We start from the raw sequence: 19,329 nt of genomic DNA on the forward strand, positions 1-19,329 counted from the left end.
ATATTGTCATGTCAAAAGAACAATTGTGGTCATCATTGACGGGTCGAGCAAATAACATGAAAGATTTAAATGACTTATATTTCTTTGTGAAAGTGATCGATTGCGGTGGTTTTTCGGCAGCCAGTCAGGAATTGATGGTGACCAAGTCTTTACTGAGCCGTCGTATTGCCGAATTGGAAGATCGACTCGGAGTGAAGCTGATCAATCGAACCACCCGACAGGTGTCGATTACCGAGGTGGGCAAAATTTATTATCAGCATTGCAAGGCCATGTTGATTGAAGCTGAAGCTGCTGAAGAAGCAATTGAATTTTTAACGGCTGAGCCACGTGGATTGATCAAGCTGTCTTGCCCGACCAATTTATTACATATCAATATCAGTCAAATGTTGAATGAGTTTTTACAGCTGTATCCGAAAATTAGTCTGCATGTCGAAGCGACCAACCGTCGTGTTGATTTAATCAATGAGCGTTTTGATTTGGCCGTGCGGATTCGTCCTTTACCGTTACCAGACAGTGATTTAATTGTGCGTGAGTTGGCTTTGGCACGGCAGTTTATTGTTGCAAGTCCAGACCTATTACATCAGTTTTATTCAATTAGCGAGCCGCAACAACTGACCCAATTTCCCGTGCTCATGATGGAATCCTTTGCCCCTGAATATTATTGGCAATTATTTTCAAAGGATAAGCAAGAACAAAAAGTCCAGTGCCATCCGCGTCTCACCACCACGGATTTAACCGCACTCAGAGAAGCCACATTGCAAGGTTTGGGCGTGGCAAAATTACCAGAGTTGCTGGTGGCTGAAGACATTAAACAAGGGCGTTTGATTCATGTATTGCCTGAATGGCAGCCTAAACCCGAGCTGATTCACTTGGTCTATACCTCTAGACGTGGATTGTTGCCATCAATGAAATTATTGATCGATTTTCTGGTGCAAAAATTTGCCGAAGTGAAACAGCACAATTTGGTGCTTTACTAATACTGCACTATAAAGAATAACCACTGTCAGTTTTTGCCAACTCTCTCAGGCCTTCCATCAGGGTCTCGATCAGCTTTTCCACCACCAAGCGTTGACCTTTGCGCGAGGCATAGACTAACTGTACGGTGCCCCGATTGGACTTCCATTCGGGTAATAGGTGAATCAGTTTACCTTTTTGGATATCCGCTTGCACCGTGAGATAAGGTAGATCTGCAATGCCTAAACCATCATGGACCGCATAATAAACCCCAGCCAAATCATTACTTTTGACCCGCGGTTGATAAGGCACATCTACACTTTCATCACTGTGGACATGACATAAATGCCAATAATATTGATGTTTTTGAATACCCAAGGCCACGCTCGGATAATGCTGTAATTCTGAATAATGCTGAATGGTTCTGTCTTGTAATAATTCGGGTGCTGCCACCAGACAATGCTCGGTTCGAATCACATCGCGGACAATGAGACTGGAATCTTGATTGGGCTCAAAACTGGTACGGATCGCGATATCAATATCATCATGTAGCACATCGACACGACGGCTGGTCAATTCTAAAGAGATTTCAACTTTGGGATAGGCTTTTAAAAACTGATTGAGTAATTTCCGAATCTGGAAATGCATCATTAATGGTGGGCAGCTTATTTTGACCATGCCCTGTGGTTCATTTTTCTGCTTGAGCAGGACATTCTCGGCACATTCGACTTGTGCAATCACTTTGCAGCATTCTTCATAAAACTCTTGCCCTAAATCTGTGACTTTAAAATGACGGGTGGTGCGTTGAATCAGGCTGACATTGAATTTATGTTCCAATTCAATGATGCGACGGCTAAGCTTGGATTTACTGATATTCTCAGCTTCGCTGGCCGCACTAAATCCGCCGTGTTTCACCACCAAATAAAAATAATGAAAGTCATCAAATGAGTTGATCAAGGCAAAGCGAATCCGATAAATATGACAAGATTAGGATAGCATTAACTCTCCTAATCTTGTTATGACGCTTTATTTTTCTGCAGTGTTGGTGAAATAACTGGTCATCAAGTTGCGATAATCAGGAATATGATTCGAGAATAAAGCACCTAAGCCTTCGATATCATTGCGCCAATCACGGTGCAGTTCACAGGCCATACCAAACCAGGTCATCAGTTGTGCACCTGCTTGTGACATACGATCCCACGCCGCATCGCGAGTGAGCGCATTAAAGGTACCTGACGCATCGGTAATCACAAATACTTCAAAGTCTTCTGCCAGTGCAGATAAGGCTGGGAATGCGACACAGACTTCCGTGACCACACCGGCAATAATCAATTGTTTTTTACCTGTAGCTTTGACCGCTTTAACAAAGTCTTCATTGTCCCACGCATTGATTTGGCCTGGACGAGCAATATAAGGGGCATCTGGGAACAGTTCTTTCAGTTCAGGAACCAGTGGACCATTTGGGCCATTTTCAAAGCTGGTGGTGAGAATTGTAGGTAAGTTGAAGTATTTTGCGGCATCTGCCAATGCCAAAACATTGTTTTTAAATTTGTCTGGATCAATATCCCGAACCAATGAAAGGAGGCCAGCTTGGTGGTCGACCAAAAGTACGGCTGCGTTGTCTTTGTCTAGGCGAATATAATCTTTAGCCATTGTTGTATCCTCGTGTTTTTGTAAAAAGAATACGGAAAAGAAAGTGAATTTCCGTCGTGCTTGAAATTATGCTAGTTAAATTTTTCATGTAGATGAAGCGCAAAAAATGAGATAAACAATATCAAAAATAGGATGATTGATAAGGTTTAGGGTTTGATTCGCTTTTTAATTTTCAATTGTCCTATATGTAGAATAATGTGTTGCTATTCTGAGGCTATAAGCACACCAGCTTGAGGCGTAAAATAGATCTCAAGAACAGAACTTCTACTCTATAGGAGAAACCAAATGAAAAGAATTCTGGGTGTGTATCAAAATAAACACATGCACTGGGTCGGTGATGGTTTCCCAGTGTATAACTTGTTTTCCTATGACCGTTTAGGCCAAAGCCTCAGCCCATTCCTTCTGTTGGACTATGCTGCACCATACCGTTTTGACCCAACCACAGCACAGCATGGTGTCGGTTCGCATCCACATCGTGGCTTTGAGACCGTGACCATTGCCTATCAAGGTGAAGTGACGCATAAAGACTCAAGTGGCGGTGGTGGAACCATCAAAGCAGGTGATGTGCAATGGATGACCGCAGGTGGTGGTATCTTGCATCAAGAGTTCCATTCGCCTGAGTTTGCCCATGAAGGTGGTTTGTTTGAAATGGTTCAGTTGTGGGTTAATTTGCCAGCACATTCCAAAATGACGCCAGCAAAATACCAAGCCATTGAAGCAGATCAAATTCAGCAGATTAAATTGGATGATGCGGGTAGTGAGATGCGAGTGATTGCAGGTCAATACCAAGACACCGCAGGTGCAGCAACCACCTTTAGTCCAGTCAATGTTTGGGATGGTACGATTGTAAAAGATCAGCAACATACCTTTTATGCGACTGAAGGCCATACCGCATTGTTGGTATTGCTCTCTGGTCAGGTGGTCTTAAATGAGAACCAAAGCATAGAAGCACCGAGTTTGGTGGTGCTGAGCCGTGAAGAGATTGACTTTAGCATCAAGGCTGAACAAGACAGTAAATTCCTGATTTTGACTGGTCAGCCACTGAATGAACCGATTGAAGGTTATGGACCTTTTGTCATGAATAGCAAAGCGGAAATCGTTGAGGCTGTTCGTGATTTCAATAGCGGTAAATTTGGTTCAATGCAAGCTTAATTGCAAGTTAAATCAGTTGCTTATATAAGAAAGCCTATCACTCCGTTAGAGTGATAGGCTTTCGCTGTAAGGGTCCTCTATTGATTTTTTTAATATTATGTCACTTATAATTATTCAGCTTGTTATGTGACTTTGTTCTCGTTATTGTTTAATAAAAATAGCACTAATATTGGGCTTTGCAAAGGCTATAAAGCACCGAAAATGAAAAAATATAGAATGTTCTGTATGTTTTTGTGTCCTAAAATGTAATAAGTCTAATTTTTTCATTATGTTAAGATAGAAATGCAATTTGTGATAAAATGTAACAAGAATCCAACAACGATATTACGACAAAAGTCTGGCAGAAGCCTTCAATCTGGTATTTTTTAATACCGTGTTTCGCTTAACTATCGGTCATAATCAAGAAAAATCATCAACTGATGGGACATAATTTTGGATATTGCAATTATTGGCAGTGGAATGGCAGGACTTGCCTCAGCCAGAATCCTACATGATGCAGGGCATAAGGTAACTATATTCGAAGCACTCGCAGGGCGAGGCATGGATAGTCATAGTATTGATTTTGATGGTGGCATTATTGATGCCCCGCTACGCGTAATGAATCCAAAGCTTTGGCAAAATACTTTAAGTTTGGCAAGCTACTTGGGCATAGAAACTTTCCCTGTCCGTACCTTTATGGCTTGCAGTTGGTTGTTTGAAGATAAAACAGATACATGGCTCACCACTTCACGTAGCCGTATCGGCAATTTTCCGATTATTAATAACCGCAAAGGCATTCAGCAATATGGTTGGCGCTTGGTCAAAGGCATGTTGCAGCTGAAAACAGCGGTGCATCAATTTTTTAAATCAGATAATCAGGACATCACACTAGCTGAATTCATGAATCAATATCATATTGAGGAAGTGTTCTGGCATGGTACGGTGATGCCAGTGCTGTATACCATTTGTACTTGCCATCCTAAAACCATTGGAGAATGGCCAGCCAAACCTTTATTAGAATTTATCCGTCAGTTGACGGAAGGTGAAGCCTTACTGCGAATGAAAGGTGGAACGCCTGCACTGGTCAATCGCTTGATTGAAGGCATTGAAATTCATAGTGGTTCGCCTGTTCAAAAAGTTGAAGAGCAGGGCGAAAAAGTTTTGGTGGAAAATGCACAGGGTGAAAGCCAGTTATTTGATCGTGTGGTGATTGCGACACCAACCCCAGTGATTGAAGATTTTCTCAAGCAGCCACAATTTGCCGATGATATTGCCTTACTGAAAAAATTCCGCTTTGAGCAGGGCGATTTGGTGATTCATACCGATCCAATTGTAATGCCACAACGCCGTAAAGATTGGGCGGTATTGAGCTATATGATGGATCGTAAATTTACCCGTCAGCAATTTACCGTGTGGATCAATGCGATTGAACCAAGCTTGGTGGGTAAAAATGCCGTGTTCCAGACGTGGTGCCCTGTGATTGATATCGATCCGAAGAAAATCATTTCTAAAGTCAAACTCACCCGTGCGGTGGTCGATTCAGAAACGGTCGCCTTGAATAAACAAATTCAGCAACGTCATTTGGACTTAAACCGTAAAGTGTTTTATTGCGGTTCATGGTCGTGTGATGGTTTGCCGATCTTAGAATCTGCTGTGACCTCTGCGATGCATATTTCTGAAATCTTAGGTGCCGCCGTTCCCTTTGTTGGATTAAAACCAAAAGTCAAAGTTGCGCCTGAACTCGGTTATTAAATATGGCCACCTTCAAGCAAGCGCTGATCGAAAAAGTCATAGGGCATAAATATGCGATTGATGCCAAACGACTCGGTGATGATGCATTGCTTGCTTGGAGTAATTTAGGTTTTTGGCAAGGCCAACATCATTGTTATCCACAGGCCTGCCAAAGTCTGGCCGATCAAATTGCGCAATCGATTCAACTAAAATCCACAGATCATGTTTTAGATCTAGGCTGTGGACAAGGTGCCAGTTTGTTGCACTGGACCCAGCATTATCACATTCAACAACTCAGTGCAGTTGAGTTACAGCCTGATTGTGTCAAACGAATTCAAAAACAATTACCGCAGGTTCAAATTCATTGTGGCTCTTTTTTGAATTTAAAAGCATCACAATTTTTGAATTCATTTGATGTGGTGCTGTGTATAGATGCGGCTTATCACAGTGATTTGAATTCATTTCTCAATTCAGCATCTGCAGTTTTGAATTCAAAAGGTCGGATCGCGTTTCACACATTAATGTGGTCGGAAAATTGGCTACAGTGTTCCGCTCTACAAAAACAAAAATATCGCTATCTGTTAAAAAGTGCCGATGTGAATTGGCAGCATGTGATGGATCAGCAGCAGCTGGGGCAGACTTTAGCGCAGCATGGTTTTACTGATATTCAAATTCAGGATTTTTCTGAGCCGGTGCTGAATGGTTTTGCGGAATATATCGAAACACGGAAAATTGAAAAATCAGCGTTTGATTTGGCCCAACTCAAAATAAACATGACTGCCAAGTTGTGCCGAAAACTCTACCAAGATGGATTAGTACGTTATATTCAAATCAGTGCAGTAAAAAAGTGAGAACAAGATGCCAAATGAATATAAAGGTTCATGCCTGTGTGGGGCAGTGAGCTATCAGGCGGAGGTTGCGCCACGTTATCGTTTTAATTGTCATTGTCGTGATTGTCAGAAAGCCACAGGCAGTGCTTATGCACCGATTGCCTTCTTTCATCAATCCGAACTGAAAATTAATGGTGAATTAAAATATTTTGAGTCTTTGGGATTATCTGGCAAGCCGATCCGCCGTGCATTTTGCCCCAATTGTGGTTCACAAATGTTTGGTCTACCAGAACTGGTACCTGAAATGATTTCAATCCGTGCAGGAACATTGGATGATCCAAATTTGTATCAACCGCAAGCAGAATGTTTTGTGAGTCATGCAAATGAATGGGATTTATTAAATCCGAATATTTCGCATTTTGAGAAAATGATGGGGAAGAAAAGAGAGTAAATCGAGAAATGGTGCCGGCACACGGATTCGAACTGTGGACCTACTGATTACAAGTCAGTTGCTCTACCAACTGAGCTATGCCGGCAACGTGGCGAGAATTCTACAGAATCTGTTTAAAAAAACAAGCGAAAAAATGAGCAATCAGATAAATTTAATTCGTTTGTCGAATTTTCGCCAATTTCAGCTTAGCTATTGAGTGCATAGACAAAGGAATCAATCATTTCACCTGTGCTTAAATGCGCTTTAACAGGGACACGTTGGTAGCCTGCACCTTCGAATTCATCCAGTGCTTGCCAGTGTTGTTCGAGATTGTCTGAGAAAAACACAAAGCCAGATACCTTGTTGTCACTCTGATCGAGCACAATACCTGGAAAGCCCAATTCAGCTCCCCAGCCTTGTTGTTTGAGTGTGCCAAATACATGTGCTTCTGCCCATGTACCACCAATATTTTCCATGATATGGGCATTGGGGCGGTTGGGCCCTAGAGTCCCGTAAACAAATAAACTGAGCATAGTAAAACGCAGAAAAGTAAAAGAAAGAGAGTAGCAGAGATGGGGCAGGATCGGGTATAAGCATGGATAAAAGAATTTTATTTTTTGAGAAATTATTATCTTTTGATATTTATGTAAGTGTTTAATTTTTGCCTTCTAACTCAATAAAAATATACCTCATATTCTAATTTTAAAATTTATACCTAATAGGTCAGTTTAATATACATATCAGGTGGATTGTTGATTTATAAAATAAAGATTAGTTAGTATTAAAATCGCTAAAAATGTTGGTGGATACGATTTTATATTTGATTACGAGCAGTGAAATAAAATAATGGGAAAATATAAATATTTTAAAATTAAAACGGTCAAGGATTGGGAGGGCGAGTATTGGGATGCCTACGAGGAGCGAAAAACACATACAGGTATTATCGTCTATCGTGGTTGGCCTTATGGGTTTACCGCTAAAGATGAGGGCGTTAGTCCAAGTTTTTCAGTGATTTTAACCACAGAGATTGCTGATCTTGTAAAAGAATACAAAGTCTTTGAAGTTGCGAAACAACTTGAACTCTCCTTAAGTATGGTCGGTAAATTCAGACGGCTATTGGGTATTCAAAGAAATTTTATCTATCGAAATAATTCATGGATTCTGGCACATCAAGATGAACTGTTGTACGACAGTTTAGAGACATTAAAAGCGAAGTATGGATTAACACGACCTCAAGTTTATCAACATAAAATCTGGTTAGCTGAACTTGTCGATATTCCTGTGCGAAAGCGACTTAGAAAAAAACAAGCTGAGGTGATTCAAGAGCAGTGGTTTCAAGCCAATAAACAACAGCTGAACGGCTTAACTGTTCAGGAAATCGTAGAAAAATTTGATGTCAGTGTATTCATCGCTAAAAAAATTTATAACCGTATTCGGCAAGAGCTAGATGAATTCAGTTTTTCTGAAAAATTTCAAAATGATAAACAAGCAAAGCGGCAATGGCTATTGGATCATCAGGAGGAATTATTAAACTCAGGAAAAACGGTTGCCGTCTTAGCTGATCAATTCCAAAAAATGCCAGGAGAAATTTTAAGAGCAAAAGCAAGATTAAGAGAAATGCTGGAGATCCCCAAAATCAAAGCACAAAAAGAGGCTTGGTTTGCGCTACATCAAGAAGACCTCATTAATCCTGAGTTAAGTAATGAGGACTTAGTCAAAAAGCTTGGTTTGAGCCTTGAACAGATTTTTAGGAAGAAAGATGAATTAAGACAGCGTTTAGGTCTGGCAAAGCATAAGGATCGAGTTCAAGCATGGCGTTTAGAAAATCAGGAGATTTTATTGGACTTGCATTTAAGTTTGACTGAAATTGCGAAAAGATTAAAACGGAGTGAAAAATATATTATTAAAAATCGTATGCTTTTAAGAAAATTTTTAAATATTAGCATTGAGGATCAAAAGAGGGCTTGGGTAAAACAACACCAACAGGATTTGGAGCAACTCAGTATTCCTAAAATACAAGAAAAATATCAGTTGGGCCGTTATGTTGTACAAGGCTATCGAAGACTTTTAGTTACAATGACACAAAACGAAACCTGTTCATAATTGAATCAGACAAATCATTCTGGTAATTTTTTTTGATCAAGAATAAGGCAATAATAATGTTGAATAATATCTTTAACGTCTTAGATAAATTAGGCGTTGGCACTCAAAAACGTGCGATGAGTATTCAGTTTTCAAATACAGCACTTAATACTCAAGTCATGCTGCAACGCCTAGAGGGTTATCATGGTATTAATGATGGATTATCCTTAGAACTGATTTGTTTATCTACCAATCCTTATATCGAACTCAAACAATTTATTGGCTGTCAGGTTGCTGTTGATCAAGTGACAGATGCTGGTCAACTGTTTAGAACCACAGGAATTATTACAGGCGCAAGTCAGGGGCAAAGTGATGGTGCTTTAAGCCTTTATCGACTGACGATGCAGGATGCTACCAGCTTATGGCATAAGCGACGCAATAGCCGCGTGTTTATGAATAAAAGTGCGGTGGAGATTTGTGAAATTATTTTTAAGGAATGGAAAGGTAAAAGCCCTTTATTTGCAGCTAGTCTTAAATTAGATAGCAGTGGTTTGAGCAAGGACTACGATATTCGTCCTTTCTCAATGCAGTCGAATGAAAGTGATTATGCCTATTTAACGCGGTTGTTACGTGAAGAGTCGATTAACTTTTTAATTGATGAATCCAGCTATATTGTCTCTAGTAATAGCCAGAGTATCGAGCCACAAAAATTACGTTTAATTGATGATAATGCACAATTTAAGGCACTTGAACGTCGAAACATTCGCTATCATCGCTCTCATGCGACAGAACAGTCGGATAGTATTACCAGCTTTATTGCACAACGCCAATTGCAACCCACTGCTATTCATGTGCAGCGCTGGCAGGCGGATAGTTTAAGCCAAGAAGATGCCAGTGGTTCAGTGATCAGTTCACATCAGCACAGTGCTCAGCGAGATAATGAAAGTTTAAGTCTGGAACAAGCATGGAATATTTCACCTGCTTGGATTCGTGATCTCAATGGAGAGGATCAAGCTACAGTCTCAGGAAATAGCCAGTTAGATAAACTCAATAAACAGCTAAACCAATATCAGGCTTTACAAGCAAAATATTTTACTGCGCATAGTAGTGTGCGGGATACACAGGTTGGTTATTGGTTTCAGTTGAACGATCATCCTGAGTTAGAAAAAAATCATAGTCAAAATGATAAACAGTTTTTGATTCTGACCAAGCATTTTTATAACCAGAATAACCTTCCTAAAGAGATTAAAGACCAAGTTGAAAAATTATTGAGTCTCAGCCACTGGGCGATTAGTAAAGACAGCGAACAAGAACGCCAAGCCAATGAATTGATGGTTGTGCGCCGAACGATTGATATTGTGCCTGAATATGATCCATTAACTCACCGTCCGACCGCACATGTACAGCGTGCCAGAGTGGTGAGTGATGGTGAAGAAATCCATGTCGATGAATGGGGGCGGATTAAAGTTCGCTTCCTGTTCACCCGTACAGCAGATCATACGCATGATGGTGGTGCTGGCGCTAATGACAGTGATACCGATTCAGCATGGGTGGATGTGCTGACCCCTTGGGCAGGTGAAGGTTATGGCGCACGCTTTTTACCGCGTAAAGATGAAATCGTGGTGATTGACTTCTTTGATGGCAACATTGACCGCCCATTTGTGACTGGCCGTATTCATGAAGCACAACGTTCACCAACCAAATTTGACATTAAAGGCCAACTTCCTGATACCAAAAAACTCAGTGGAATTCGCTCCAAAGAGGTTGGTGGCGAAGGCTATAACCAACTGCGTTTTGATGATACTACAGGGCAAATCAGTGCCCAGTTACACAGCAGTCATGGTACAACCCAACTGAATCTAGGCAATTTAAGCCATCCAAAAGAGAAAGCCGAAAGTGAAGGTCGTGGCGAAGGCTTTGAGTTAAGAACGGATGAATGGGGTGGAATTCGTGCCCCCAAAGGGATTTTGATTACGACTGAAAGTGCTTCTAATGCAAGTGGAAACCAACTTGATCGACCTAATTTACAACAAAATATTGAGAAATTCTTAGCGACTAATGCAGCAATAAAAGATGCAGCTAAAGGACATCAAACCACGGAACCTGAATTAGAACTTCAAGAGTCCCTAAAAACTGAACTTCCTCACTGGAATGAGTCAGATTCTACGCCATATATTGCGATTGATGCTAAAGATTCAATCATTCTAGATGCGGATAAAGGGATTGTTGCCCAAGCCAAAGAAAATATCGATTTAAGTTCTGAACGGAATGTACAGATTTTTTCAGGGCGAGGCTTTTTGGCGAATGTCTTAGATAAGATTTCCCTTTTTGCGAAAGCTGCGGGCATTAAAATTAAAGCTGGGCAGGGTCCCATAGAAATAGAAGCTCAGGCTGATACGATGAAAATAGCCTCGCAAGAACTGATGCACGTTTATGCGATTAATGACTTTGTCAAAATAGAAAGTGGTAAGGGAATATTATTAGCCGCGGGGGGAGGTTATATCAAAATTGAAGGTGGAAATATTGATCTTGTTTGTCCTGGTACCATGTCGCTAAAAGCAGGGCAAATTAAAACAATGGCGGGGAGTAATTTAAGTACTGACTTGGCGGCAATGCCAAAACTACAGATGGATTATGATGAGCAATTTATTGTTCGCAATCGTGCTGGTGTGGCGCAACCAAATACCAAATATAAGATTATGACAGAAGATGGGAAAGTTATTGAAGGTGTAACTGATGCTGAAGGAAAAACTCAAAAGGTTACGATGCTCTCTATGGGTAAAGCCGTATTGGAAATACTTGAACAGGCTAAAAACTAATGGTTTTTTACTCAAGCTTTAGTTTAGATAAATAGGTGTAATTATGAGAATCCCATTAGCCTCAATAAATCTAGTTGTTTTATTTTTATTCTCAGGCTGCTCTTACGCAGATAATGATAACACGAATGGTAGTCAAACAATGATTAAGTTAGATAAGATGCAAAATTGGTGCATTGGAAGGTATTCTTTCCAACTGCCTGTTAGCGCTGAATTAATAGGTGGTTCAGATCGTTATAATTCTTTTTATATTAAAAATAAAAAAAATGCTTCCCATTATGATCTTAAAAAGGCCTATGAAGATAAACTGTTGGAATACTCTAAAAATAATATGCTTATCATTGAAGATAGAGCTGAACAGGTTAATGATGGAAAAACTGTTAAAGTGTTTAAAGGAAAAGTAGGTAAAGATCAAAGAGGAGCAAATGATGTTTATGCTTGGGTTTTAATGAATAAAACACTTTTTTTGATTAATGGAACTTATTCAACAAAATTTAAAACTGAAAGTGATGAAGCACTTAATCACCTGCTTAATAATTTAGTTGCACGGAAAAATAATGAAATTCCAACACAGGCTGGAGTTTGTATAGATAATGGCTTTATAAGAAATGAGGGGAAAGTATATAGACATAGTTACAATAGTATTGGATTTAGGCTAAAAGATGCGCCTTCCGTGAGGGTTGCACTTGAAGCTGAGGCACTTTCAAAGCCAACCCCTGATTTAATAGAGCGAACAAACTATAATTTAAAAAAAGAAGGATTGCTTGCTAAAGCAGAGGCAGAGACGAAAACAATTCGAAAAGGAGTCAAAGCTCAAAATCTAGGAGGGAAGTTAGAAGGAGTTGAGTGGTTAGTTAAAACTCCAATGAAAGGGAAAGATGGTGTTTTGGCAACTTGGGAACATCTTGGTACCCCAGGTTTGGCAACAGACCCTCTTGTGCAGTTAGAAGTTGATACTGGTTATGAAAATAATAATATAAAAACTGCAAGTATTAATGAAAAAGAATCCATTCATTTGTATGAAGTAATACTAAATACAATTAAAAGATTTTAGGAATTTTTTCAATGCCAATTCAAAATGATGCCACAAAAAAAATGAAGATCACTTTACTTCAATAACAACACCGAGCACTAATCCTACATTAGCTAATGCTATTCTAGGCCCTAAATTTGTGATACCCATAATATTTATCCCTGGAATCATGGGCTCTAATATTATGAGTAATGATGGAGATCAAGTCTGGTTCCCGCCGAATGGTAAAATGAGTGGTGCCTGGGCTGCAGTAGATGGCAAATTTTTTAGAACTGCTAAAAAAAGACAACGACAATTAAATCCTGAAACAACTCAGGTTAGTAACGCGGGCGAAATCAATTTAAAGAAGAAAGATATTGCTAATTTTGATGAAGATAAAGCGCGAAGTCGTGGATGGGGAACCGTTTGGTGGGATGGATATGGTGCAGCTTTAATTCATTTGGAAAGATTTTTAAATAGAGAGCTAACTAAATTCGATTTAAGCTTTTTAGGAATTCAAAATGAAGATGATTTTAGAGGGTCAGATGTTTGGAGAGTGCTAACAAATATCACTGGTAGCGACATGATCAAAGAAAACGCGATCAGGAGTGTTTGGAACCCTACAAAAGATTTTAAATTGATTACAAAAAATGAATTTGGGAAATTAGCCGACTACGCTTTCCCTGTGTTTGCATTAGGTTATAACTGGCTACAATCCAATGATGTATCAGCTAAGAATGTGGCAGAAAGACTAAATTCAGAAGTTAAGGCTCAAGTAAAAAAAGAGTATCCAAAGGCTACCTTTAAGAAATTTATTATTGTTACCCATTCAATGGGAGGACTCGTAACTCGTTCTTTAATTCAAGATGATTCTATTAAAAATGATATCTTGGGGGTTGTTCATGGTGTAATGCCAGCCAGTGGGGCCCCTACTGTATATAAAAGATTTGCAAATGGTTGGGATGGATCAGAGGTAACGGGTAGTGCAGTTGATAGTATAGCGAAACATGTTTTTGGTGCGACTTGTGAAAAACTGACTCCTGTTTTAGGGAATTCGCCAGGAGGTTTACAGTTACTTCCTTTTGCAAACTTCGTAAATACAGGAAAGTCTAAAACTTGGTTAAAGCTTATTGCAAGAAAACTCAATGGAGAGATCATCACCGCAACTTTACCCAAATCAGATCCCTACGACGAAATTTATAAAGATACAAATGCATGGTGGCGTATGGTCAATATGGATTATTTAGATCCAGCTAGTATTTTAACAAATAGAATTAAAGAAATTGAAAGCTCAAGAAAATCTTGGCAAGGTGGAGCTTTAGGGCTTGGTGGCTTGGTGGCTTGGGTGGGTTGGGGAAATCTTTGGGAACTGACGTTGGCCAATTTGGGGATAAAAACGCACAATGGAAAAATCTTGGGGGAAGTGGTAAAGATGCCCAATGGCAAATGAATGATGGAAGAAATGATCAGCAAGACGGAGGATTAGAGCAGGCAGAGTTTACTGAAACATCGGATTTTTTTATAAAAAATGTAAGCTTGGTGCAAAATTTTCATGAGAGTATAAAGGATAGTTATCATACCAATACGTATGCTCATTATGGTAATGATCCACAACATCTTGCTTTTAATGAGGTTGTGTGGGAAACGGAACAAAGGATTGATGTTGAAACAGAAGATGAACTTATAAATTATAACGGTATTCCATTTGATAGAAATGCAAAAGTTATAACAGATCCTTTTACTGGTGAAAAAATATTACCCACTGTAGAAGTTTATACTTGGGATAGAAATTTATTTGCAGAGGATGGTGAGCGCAAGATAAAAAGACGACAGGGGGAGGATGTCATCTTTAAGCTGCATGTTGCACCAAATCCCAAGACTGGAGCGGGAGATGGAACTGTTTGTCACCAATCTGGAGCCGATGTACAAAGAGATATAACAAAGCAAGTTTTTGTAATAAATGGCTATGATCACGCCAGTAGTTATAAAGATCAACAAGTATTGGCAAATACTTTATATTCAATAGCTAAAATAGTGTCTTTAGATACAAAATGATTTAACTCGTAGCCTATTCTACAAAATTTATCTTTCATAGCATATGCTTAAATATTGCGATATCACAAGTATGGAAGCTAAACCTGAAACTGAAGCCGTATAAGGAATTTTAAATAATGAAAAAGACAGATTTTATGAAAATAGCTTGTGTAATGGCTATCGTTTTTCTGAGTGGATGCCAAACTTTAATTCGAGATATCTGGGGAGTTTAGTTTCAGACTGTAGACGATCTAACAGAAAGGAGTAGGAGCACAATAACGTTCTTATTTCTAGTAGAATTGAGAAAAAATTACTCATGGCATAAATGAAACAAACTTTAGACTATTACGATATCAATGCATTAGAGTTCTTCGAGTCTACATTCAAAGTAGATATGGAGAGTCTATATCAACCATTTTTACGCTATCTGCCAGACCATGCCTTTATACTTGATTTAGGCTGTGGTTCAGGTAGGGATACTTTGGCTTTTAAGAATAAAGGTTATCAGGTTGCAGCAACGGATTATTCAAAAGAACTAGTAGATAAAGCAAGTCGATTGTCTGGAGTTGATGTACGTTTTGAAAGCTTCTATGAGTTGTCAGAACAAGATCAGTATGATGGTGTTTGGGCATGTGCTTCACTATTACATTGTGAAAGAAAACGTTTGCCTGAGGTGTTGGAAAAAATATTAAAAGCATTAAAAGTGAATGGTATCTGCTACATGTCATTTAAATATGGTGAGGAAGATCGTTACAAGGATGGACGACAATTTACTGATATCAATGAATCACAAGCACAGAGCTTATTAAAAAAATTTGATAATATTTTATTGTTACAACAATGGATTACCATTGATAAGCGCCCCGATCATAATGAAGATTGGCTGAATATCGTATTTCAAAAACAAAATTGAATAAATAATAATGTCAGTATCTATACCAACTCCACAACAGCAACTCAAGTTTCTGAAACAGATTCAGCAAATTTTGCATTCAGGAAGTTTTTCTTCGACTTATAAATTTGCTTTATTGATGAGCCTTTCTCGTTTGGCGATTGAACAGGGAGAAGATACTGGAGAAGACTTAACTTTAGACTATTTAGATATTGCCGAGAAATTCATAGATTTATATTGGAAGCAATCACTTCCATTTTATTTTAATGAAAATGAACCGTTTTCATTACACCAGAATAATGGTAAACAAGCAGGAGTTATCAGCTTAATTCACGCTGCCCAGCAAAGTTATAAATCCCTTGCCTTAGCTAGACGAGACCATGTGTACTGGCTGCAATTGAAAAAGAAAGTGGCAGAGATCGTAAAGAAGATGCCTGTAACTTACCTACAAAATTTGAAAGGGCAAAATGTTGAGTTTTTATATCGCTTAGAAGATTCTCGAAAACAACTTATACTTCTCCCACATGTCATGTATTGCTTACGCCAATTCAGTGAAATTATTGAAGAGTTATGCCAGAAAAAATGGGTCGATTTTGTCAGGTTAAATAAAGGTAATTTACTTGTTTTAGACGGTTTACCTGATTTGGCAACATTCATGTTTGAGCCAAGCCGAAATCAGCTGCGTCAAGTAGGGGAATTCTTGGTTGATCTACAGGCATGTACATGTTTCTACTGTAAAAAGCCAATTAAGCAGAATAAATGGGCTGTAGATCATTTTATACCTTGGGTGATGTACCCAGCAGATACAGGTCATAATTTTGTGCTTGCAGATGAAAAATGCAATTCAGCTAAAAGTGATTTCTTGGCTTCAGAAGAGTTTTTATTTCAATGGCAAGAGCGAAACCAAAATTTTGATAGTTTAATTACGGATGAATTATCAAAGCTTGGTTTTCTGACAGATATTGAAAGATCGCATAGTATTGCGGGCTGGGCATATAGACAGGCTAAAGAGAATGGATATCTTTTATGGGGGCACTGATATAAATTATTTTTTGAATTTATCTATAATTTTTTGAAGAAAAAAACCTAAATTGGAAAATCGAAAAGTATTTCAGAATAGGTCTACATGATTTGGGGAAGCTCTTTTAAAGGGCGTTATAAAAATTGGTTTAATGAATAATGAATGATTTAACAACAAGATTTTTAAATAATTTTAGTCAGTGGCATGAAGTAGGGCTAACAACTATAAAAGCAATTATTTCGATTGGAATATTGTGCTTAGTTGCCTATCTGCTCACAATTGGTTATATCCCTTCAGAAATTAGCTTTGGCGATACACTTATTTTTCTATTGATTTTTGTTGCCTGTTCAATTGTCTATGCTGGATTAAGCATGGTACTGTTTTTCTTTGGAATTTCCTTAATGCCTATGGTCTATCTAATTTTTAGTACTGTAGATAAGTATTTGCCACAGCATACACGAATAGGCAAAAAACTTCCCTTTCCAAAGATAAGTATTCTTACATTGATTGCCTCCCTATATCTCTTATATACCATTCGTGGTTTGTTGTTATTACATTGGAAAATCAGCTTTTATGTAGTTCTTACTTCGGCCTTTATTTCGCTGTTCTATTATGCTTTTTATATTAATAGGCAGAAGATCAAGGAGTTTGGCAATAAGTTTGAAAACTTAAAGGATATTATTGATGATCCTGATGCCAGTGAAAATCTTAAAACATTTGCCAGAACTAAATTAAAGAGATTAGAAACACATATCAAAGACAGTATACAAATATCATTCTTTCTTATCCTAATTCCCCTTGTACCTATGTTTTTTATTGGGGATATTGGCAAAGTATTCTTAGATTTCACGATGCAAAAAACAGGTGTCAGTATAGAAAAAGCGACACTGTATATTAAAGCCCCTTATGCCAACTTAATTGATTTACCCAAAACAACAACTCCTGAGCTAAGTGAACATCAAACCTTTATTTTTAAGGATGTAAAAGTTTTATTCCAAGGTATTGGTAAAAATACTCTGATTGCTTACAAAGTTAAAAAGGTTGAGAAACAGATCGTTATTCCAAATGAGTACATTACGATTGAGAGAGTTCGGAAAGTTGATGAAAACTAGATTTACATTATTAGATGAGTTAATTCTATATACTTGTTTTTCATCATAATATTTAATATTCATTAAGGTTGATTGAAAAACATAAGGCAACAAAAAAAGCTTAAATCATCAGATTTAAGCTCTTTCATTTCATGCAATCACATGAATAAAAAATTCTGGCGATGAAAGAGGCCATCAGATTTAATATTCAAATACTTGAGTTGTTTAAGCATAAAGCGATAAGTTTGTAAATTTACCCAAATTAGCTGAAGCAATATAAGTATTTGATTTATATAGTTGAGAATAAGTCTCCTTAATTGTAATCCAAATCATTCAAGTTTAAGGATCACTGTAATTGGTGGTGATTTTATACTTTTAAAAAGTTCATTAAAGCAGATTTAGTTTCATTATCTTTCTGTTCTTCAATAATATTAATGGTGATGATTGCTTTGATTTTCTGAAGGTCTTCATTATGTTCTGGAAATTTGTTTTCAATCATTCTGATGATATCGATAAAATGGTTTATCATTTCATCGATAGCACCAATCATTGTAGAATAATATTCCAGTTTTAATGCAAAATATCTAAACTTGAACTTTTGGTCGGAATCTTCAAAGACCTTATTATGAATAACCGCATTATGACGTTTTGCTAATTGTGTCATCAGCAGATAGTTAAAATTTCCATATAGATTCAAAGCATGGGTATATCCAAAACTATGAACTTCATCTGCGAAAGTTGCTAAATCTGCCTCATAATCAGCATGAGAAAAACTTTGATGTACGTATTCATTAATACCAATTTTTTTGTAAGCTTTGCTTATCTGATAATCTAATTATTTTGCAAAATATTGATTAAGTGGATCTGTCAAAACTAGAGCAAATTCAACAGGTCTATTGGGAACATCTATTTTATTTCTACGAAAATATTTGGCAGTATCATTGAGTAATTTACGGTGGTTCTTAGCATCTTGAGAAAGGGTACTTCCACCTGCATCAATACAATTCAATTTATCCCCATTTTTTTCCATACGCTTTTTTGTAATATCTGAAATAGGAGAAATTACTTGATCAGTAATATTTTCAAGAAAAGGGGATTCAAGTAATTGATTTGGCGTAATCTTATGGGCGGGTTTATCTAGAAGTGGAAAACCTGCATCAGCAAATATTGCAGCGACAAGATGAGAGCAGAAATATCCACCATTAGTATGATCTTTATCATTTGTTGCTATCGACTCAATTGCTCCTCTATAGCTATATTCATTTCCTTGATATTCTGCGGAATTTTTTGAAATATATTCATAAGTAGCTAATGCCGTTTGCTCTTCAGGAAAAATACAGCGAAGAACAATCACATTGGCTTTATCATGAAATACTATTCTTAATTGACTTGTTCGTTGAACCCCAGTTCCTGTGATAGCTTCTAAACAAACACCATTTTCAAGTACTATCATCGCATGTGAAAAATGTCCATTAGTGAGTTTAGCAATTATTTTACTATGTTTGGCAGCACCACGAACTAAGATAATATCCCCGACTTTGATATTTGAGTTTAATATATACATGAAAAATTCCTATTGCTTTTTTCTTTAGTATCAATGAAGAAATTAATTTTTATTAAATTCAAATTAAATCTTTTGATCTATTATACAT

General features: G+C 37.9%; 18 protein-coding genes and 1 tRNA gene. 13 read left to right on the forward strand and 6 right to left on the reverse strand.

Going from position 1 to position 19,329, the window contains the following annotated elements:
• The first annotated feature begins 56 nt into the window (after nucleotides 1-56).
• A complete protein-coding gene (locus A7P54_RS13655) occupies nucleotides 57-977 on the forward strand; it encodes a LysR substrate-binding domain-containing protein (RefSeq protein WP_171550081.1) in 921 nt (306 codons plus the stop codon).
• Nucleotides 978-984: 7 nt separating this feature from the next.
• Here A7P54_RS13655 and A7P54_RS13660 read toward each other — a convergent pair whose 3' ends face one another.
• Both A7P54_RS13660 and ycaC read right to left on the reverse strand, forming a co-directional pair.
• Nucleotides 985-1,911: a LysR substrate-binding domain-containing protein gene (locus tag A7P54_RS13660; protein ID WP_004803710.1), complete on the reverse strand. Its 927-nt coding sequence runs from the start codon at nucleotides 1,909-1,911 to the stop codon at nucleotides 985-987.
• Between the two features lie 69 nt (nucleotides 1,912-1,980).
• A complete protein-coding gene (ycaC, locus tag A7P54_RS13665; protein ID WP_004657244.1) occupies nucleotides 1,981-2,607 on the reverse strand; it encodes an isochorismate family cysteine hydrolase YcaC in 627 nt (208 codons plus the stop codon).
• Between the two features lie 285 nt (nucleotides 2,608-2,892).
• On the opposite strand from ycaC, the gene A7P54_RS13670 reads away from it, so the two are divergent.
• The 4 genes from A7P54_RS13670 (at nucleotide 2,893) to A7P54_RS13685 (ending at nucleotide 6,750) form a co-directional block, all read left to right on the forward strand.
• Nucleotides 2,893-3,759, forward strand: coding sequence for a pirin family protein (locus A7P54_RS13670; RefSeq protein ID WP_171549912.1), 867 nt, complete (start codon nucleotides 2,893-2,895; stop codon nucleotides 3,757-3,759).
• Nucleotides 3,760-4,191: 432 nt separating this feature from the next.
• The gene (locus A7P54_RS13675; protein ID WP_004803715.1) at nucleotides 4,192-5,490 is read left to right on the forward strand and encodes an FAD-dependent oxidoreductase; all 1,299 of its coding nucleotides are present in this window, start codon (nucleotides 4,192-4,194) and stop codon (nucleotides 5,488-5,490) included.
• 2 nt (nucleotides 5,491-5,492) lie between these two features.
• Nucleotides 5,493-6,320, forward strand: a complete 828-nt coding sequence (locus A7P54_RS13680) for a class I SAM-dependent methyltransferase (RefSeq protein ID WP_171549913.1) — start codon at nucleotides 5,493-5,495, stop codon at nucleotides 6,318-6,320.
• A gap of 7 nt (nucleotides 6,321-6,327) precedes the next feature.
• Nucleotides 6,328-6,750: a GFA family protein gene (locus tag A7P54_RS13685; protein ID WP_005201535.1), complete on the forward strand. Its 423-nt coding sequence runs from the start codon at nucleotides 6,328-6,330 to the stop codon at nucleotides 6,748-6,750.
• A 9-nt stretch (nucleotides 6,751-6,759) separates the two neighbouring features.
• On the opposite strand, the gene A7P54_RS13690 is transcribed toward A7P54_RS13685, so the two are convergent.
• Both A7P54_RS13690 and A7P54_RS13695 read right to left on the reverse strand, forming a co-directional pair.
• Nucleotides 6,760-6,835 (reverse strand) — tRNA-Thr (locus A7P54_RS13690).
• A 100-nt stretch (nucleotides 6,836-6,935) separates the two neighbouring features.
• Entirely contained in the window at nucleotides 6,936-7,262 is a 327-nt protein-coding gene (locus A7P54_RS13695) for a gamma-glutamylcyclotransferase family protein (RefSeq protein ID WP_171549914.1), read from the reverse strand.
• Between the two features lie 313 nt (nucleotides 7,263-7,575).
• On the opposite strand from A7P54_RS13695, the gene A7P54_RS13700 reads away from it, so the two are divergent.
• The 8 genes from A7P54_RS13700 to A7P54_RS13735 all read left to right on the forward strand — a co-directional run bounded on the left by A7P54_RS13700 (nucleotide 7,576) and on the right by A7P54_RS13735 (nucleotide 17,698).
• Nucleotides 7,576-8,832: a hypothetical protein gene (locus tag A7P54_RS13700; protein WP_171549915.1), complete on the forward strand. Its 1,257-nt coding sequence runs from the start codon at nucleotides 7,576-7,578 to the stop codon at nucleotides 8,830-8,832.
• A 56-nt stretch (nucleotides 8,833-8,888) separates the two neighbouring features.
• Entirely contained in the window at nucleotides 8,889-11,630 is a 2,742-nt protein-coding gene (locus tag A7P54_RS13705) for a type VI secretion system Vgr family protein (protein ID WP_171549916.1), read from the forward strand.
• Nucleotides 11,631-11,673: 43 nt separating this feature from the next.
• The gene (locus tag A7P54_RS13710; RefSeq protein WP_171549917.1) at nucleotides 11,674-12,681 is read left to right on the forward strand and encodes a T6SS immunity protein Tli4 family protein; all 1,008 of its coding nucleotides are present in this window, start codon (nucleotides 11,674-11,676) and stop codon (nucleotides 12,679-12,681) included.
• Between the two features lie 148 nt (nucleotides 12,682-12,829).
• Nucleotides 12,830-14,089, forward strand: a complete 1,260-nt coding sequence (locus A7P54_RS13715) for a hypothetical protein (protein WP_216077119.1) — start codon at nucleotides 12,830-12,832, stop codon at nucleotides 14,087-14,089.
• Nucleotides 14,002-14,694: a hypothetical protein gene (locus A7P54_RS13720; protein ID WP_171549919.1), complete on the forward strand. Its 693-nt coding sequence runs from the start codon at nucleotides 14,002-14,004 to the stop codon at nucleotides 14,692-14,694. Before A7P54_RS13715 ends, A7P54_RS13720 begins: the two co-directional genes overlap by 88 nt.
• A gap of 304 nt (nucleotides 14,695-14,998) precedes the next feature.
• Nucleotides 14,999-15,586, forward strand: a complete 588-nt coding sequence (locus A7P54_RS13725; protein WP_171549920.1) for a class I SAM-dependent methyltransferase — start codon at nucleotides 14,999-15,001, stop codon at nucleotides 15,584-15,586.
• 10 nt (nucleotides 15,587-15,596) lie between these two features.
• Nucleotides 15,597-16,604 (forward strand): HNH endonuclease signature motif containing protein, encoded by a 1,008-nt coding sequence (locus A7P54_RS13730; protein ID WP_171549921.1) that lies wholly within the window; start codon nucleotides 15,597-15,599, stop codon nucleotides 16,602-16,604.
• Between the two features lie 140 nt (nucleotides 16,605-16,744).
• Nucleotides 16,745-17,698: a hypothetical protein gene (locus A7P54_RS13735; RefSeq protein WP_171549922.1), complete on the forward strand. Its 954-nt coding sequence runs from the start codon at nucleotides 16,745-16,747 to the stop codon at nucleotides 17,696-17,698.
• 346 nt (nucleotides 17,699-18,044) lie between these two features.
• On the opposite strand, the gene A7P54_RS13740 is transcribed toward A7P54_RS13735, so the two are convergent.
• Complete coding sequence (locus tag A7P54_RS13740; protein WP_171549923.1) at nucleotides 18,045-18,341, reverse strand: hypothetical protein; 297 nt, start codon at nucleotides 18,339-18,341, stop codon at nucleotides 18,045-18,047.
• Nucleotides 18,342-18,512: 171 nt separating this feature from the next.
• Complete coding sequence (locus A7P54_RS13745) at nucleotides 18,513-19,241, reverse strand: hypothetical protein (protein WP_171549924.1); 729 nt, start codon at nucleotides 19,239-19,241, stop codon at nucleotides 18,513-18,515.
• Nucleotides 19,242-19,329: the final 88 nt, after the last annotated feature.

The sequence above is a fragment of the Acinetobacter sp. Ac_3412 genome, from assembly GCF_013072675.1.
Taxonomy (GTDB): Bacteria; Pseudomonadota; Gammaproteobacteria; order Pseudomonadales; family Moraxellaceae; genus Acinetobacter; species Acinetobacter higginsii.

Bases quoted from the DNA above. Each gene is read 5' to 3' on its own strand.
- A7P54_RS13680 (WP_171549913.1), top strand. From the start codon at position 5,493: ATGGCCACCTTCAAGCAAGCGCTGATCGAAAAAGTCATAGGGCATAAA.
- A7P54_RS13745 (WP_171549924.1), bottom strand. From the start codon at position 19,241: ATGTATATATTAAACTCAAATATCAAAGTCGGGGATATTATCTTAGTT.
- ycaC (WP_004657244.1), bottom strand. From the start codon at position 2,607: ATGGCTAAAGATTATATTCGCCTAGACAAAGACAACGCAGCCGTACTT.
- A7P54_RS13740 (WP_171549923.1), bottom strand. From the start codon at position 18,341: ATGACACAATTAGCAAAACGTCATAATGCGGTTATTCATAATAAGGTC.
- A7P54_RS13695 (WP_171549914.1), bottom strand. From the start codon at position 7,262: ATGCTCAGTTTATTTGTTTACGGGACTCTAGGGCCCAACCGCCCCAAT.
- A7P54_RS13710 (WP_171549917.1), top strand. From the start codon at position 11,674: ATGAGAATCCCATTAGCCTCAATAAATCTAGTTGTTTTATTTTTATTC.
- A7P54_RS13730 (WP_171549921.1), top strand. From the start codon at position 15,597: ATGTCAGTATCTATACCAACTCCACAACAGCAACTCAAGTTTCTGAAA.
- A7P54_RS13725 (WP_171549920.1), top strand. From the start codon at position 14,999: ATGAAACAAACTTTAGACTATTACGATATCAATGCATTAGAGTTCTTC.
- A7P54_RS13705 (WP_171549916.1), top strand. From the start codon at position 8,889: ATGTTGAATAATATCTTTAACGTCTTAGATAAATTAGGCGTTGGCACT.
- A7P54_RS13685 (WP_005201535.1), top strand. From the start codon at position 6,328: ATGCCAAATGAATATAAAGGTTCATGCCTGTGTGGGGCAGTGAGCTAT.
- A7P54_RS13735 (WP_171549922.1), top strand. From the start codon at position 16,745: ATGAATGATTTAACAACAAGATTTTTAAATAATTTTAGTCAGTGGCAT.
- A7P54_RS13670 (WP_171549912.1), top strand. From the start codon at position 2,893: ATGAAAAGAATTCTGGGTGTGTATCAAAATAAACACATGCACTGGGTC.
- A7P54_RS13715 (WP_216077119.1), top strand. From the start codon at position 12,830: ATGGGCTCTAATATTATGAGTAATGATGGAGATCAAGTCTGGTTCCCG.
- A7P54_RS13700 (WP_171549915.1), top strand. From the start codon at position 7,576: ATGGGAAAATATAAATATTTTAAAATTAAAACGGTCAAGGATTGGGAG.
- A7P54_RS13655 (WP_171550081.1), top strand. From the start codon at position 57: ATGAAAGATTTAAATGACTTATATTTCTTTGTGAAAGTGATCGATTGC.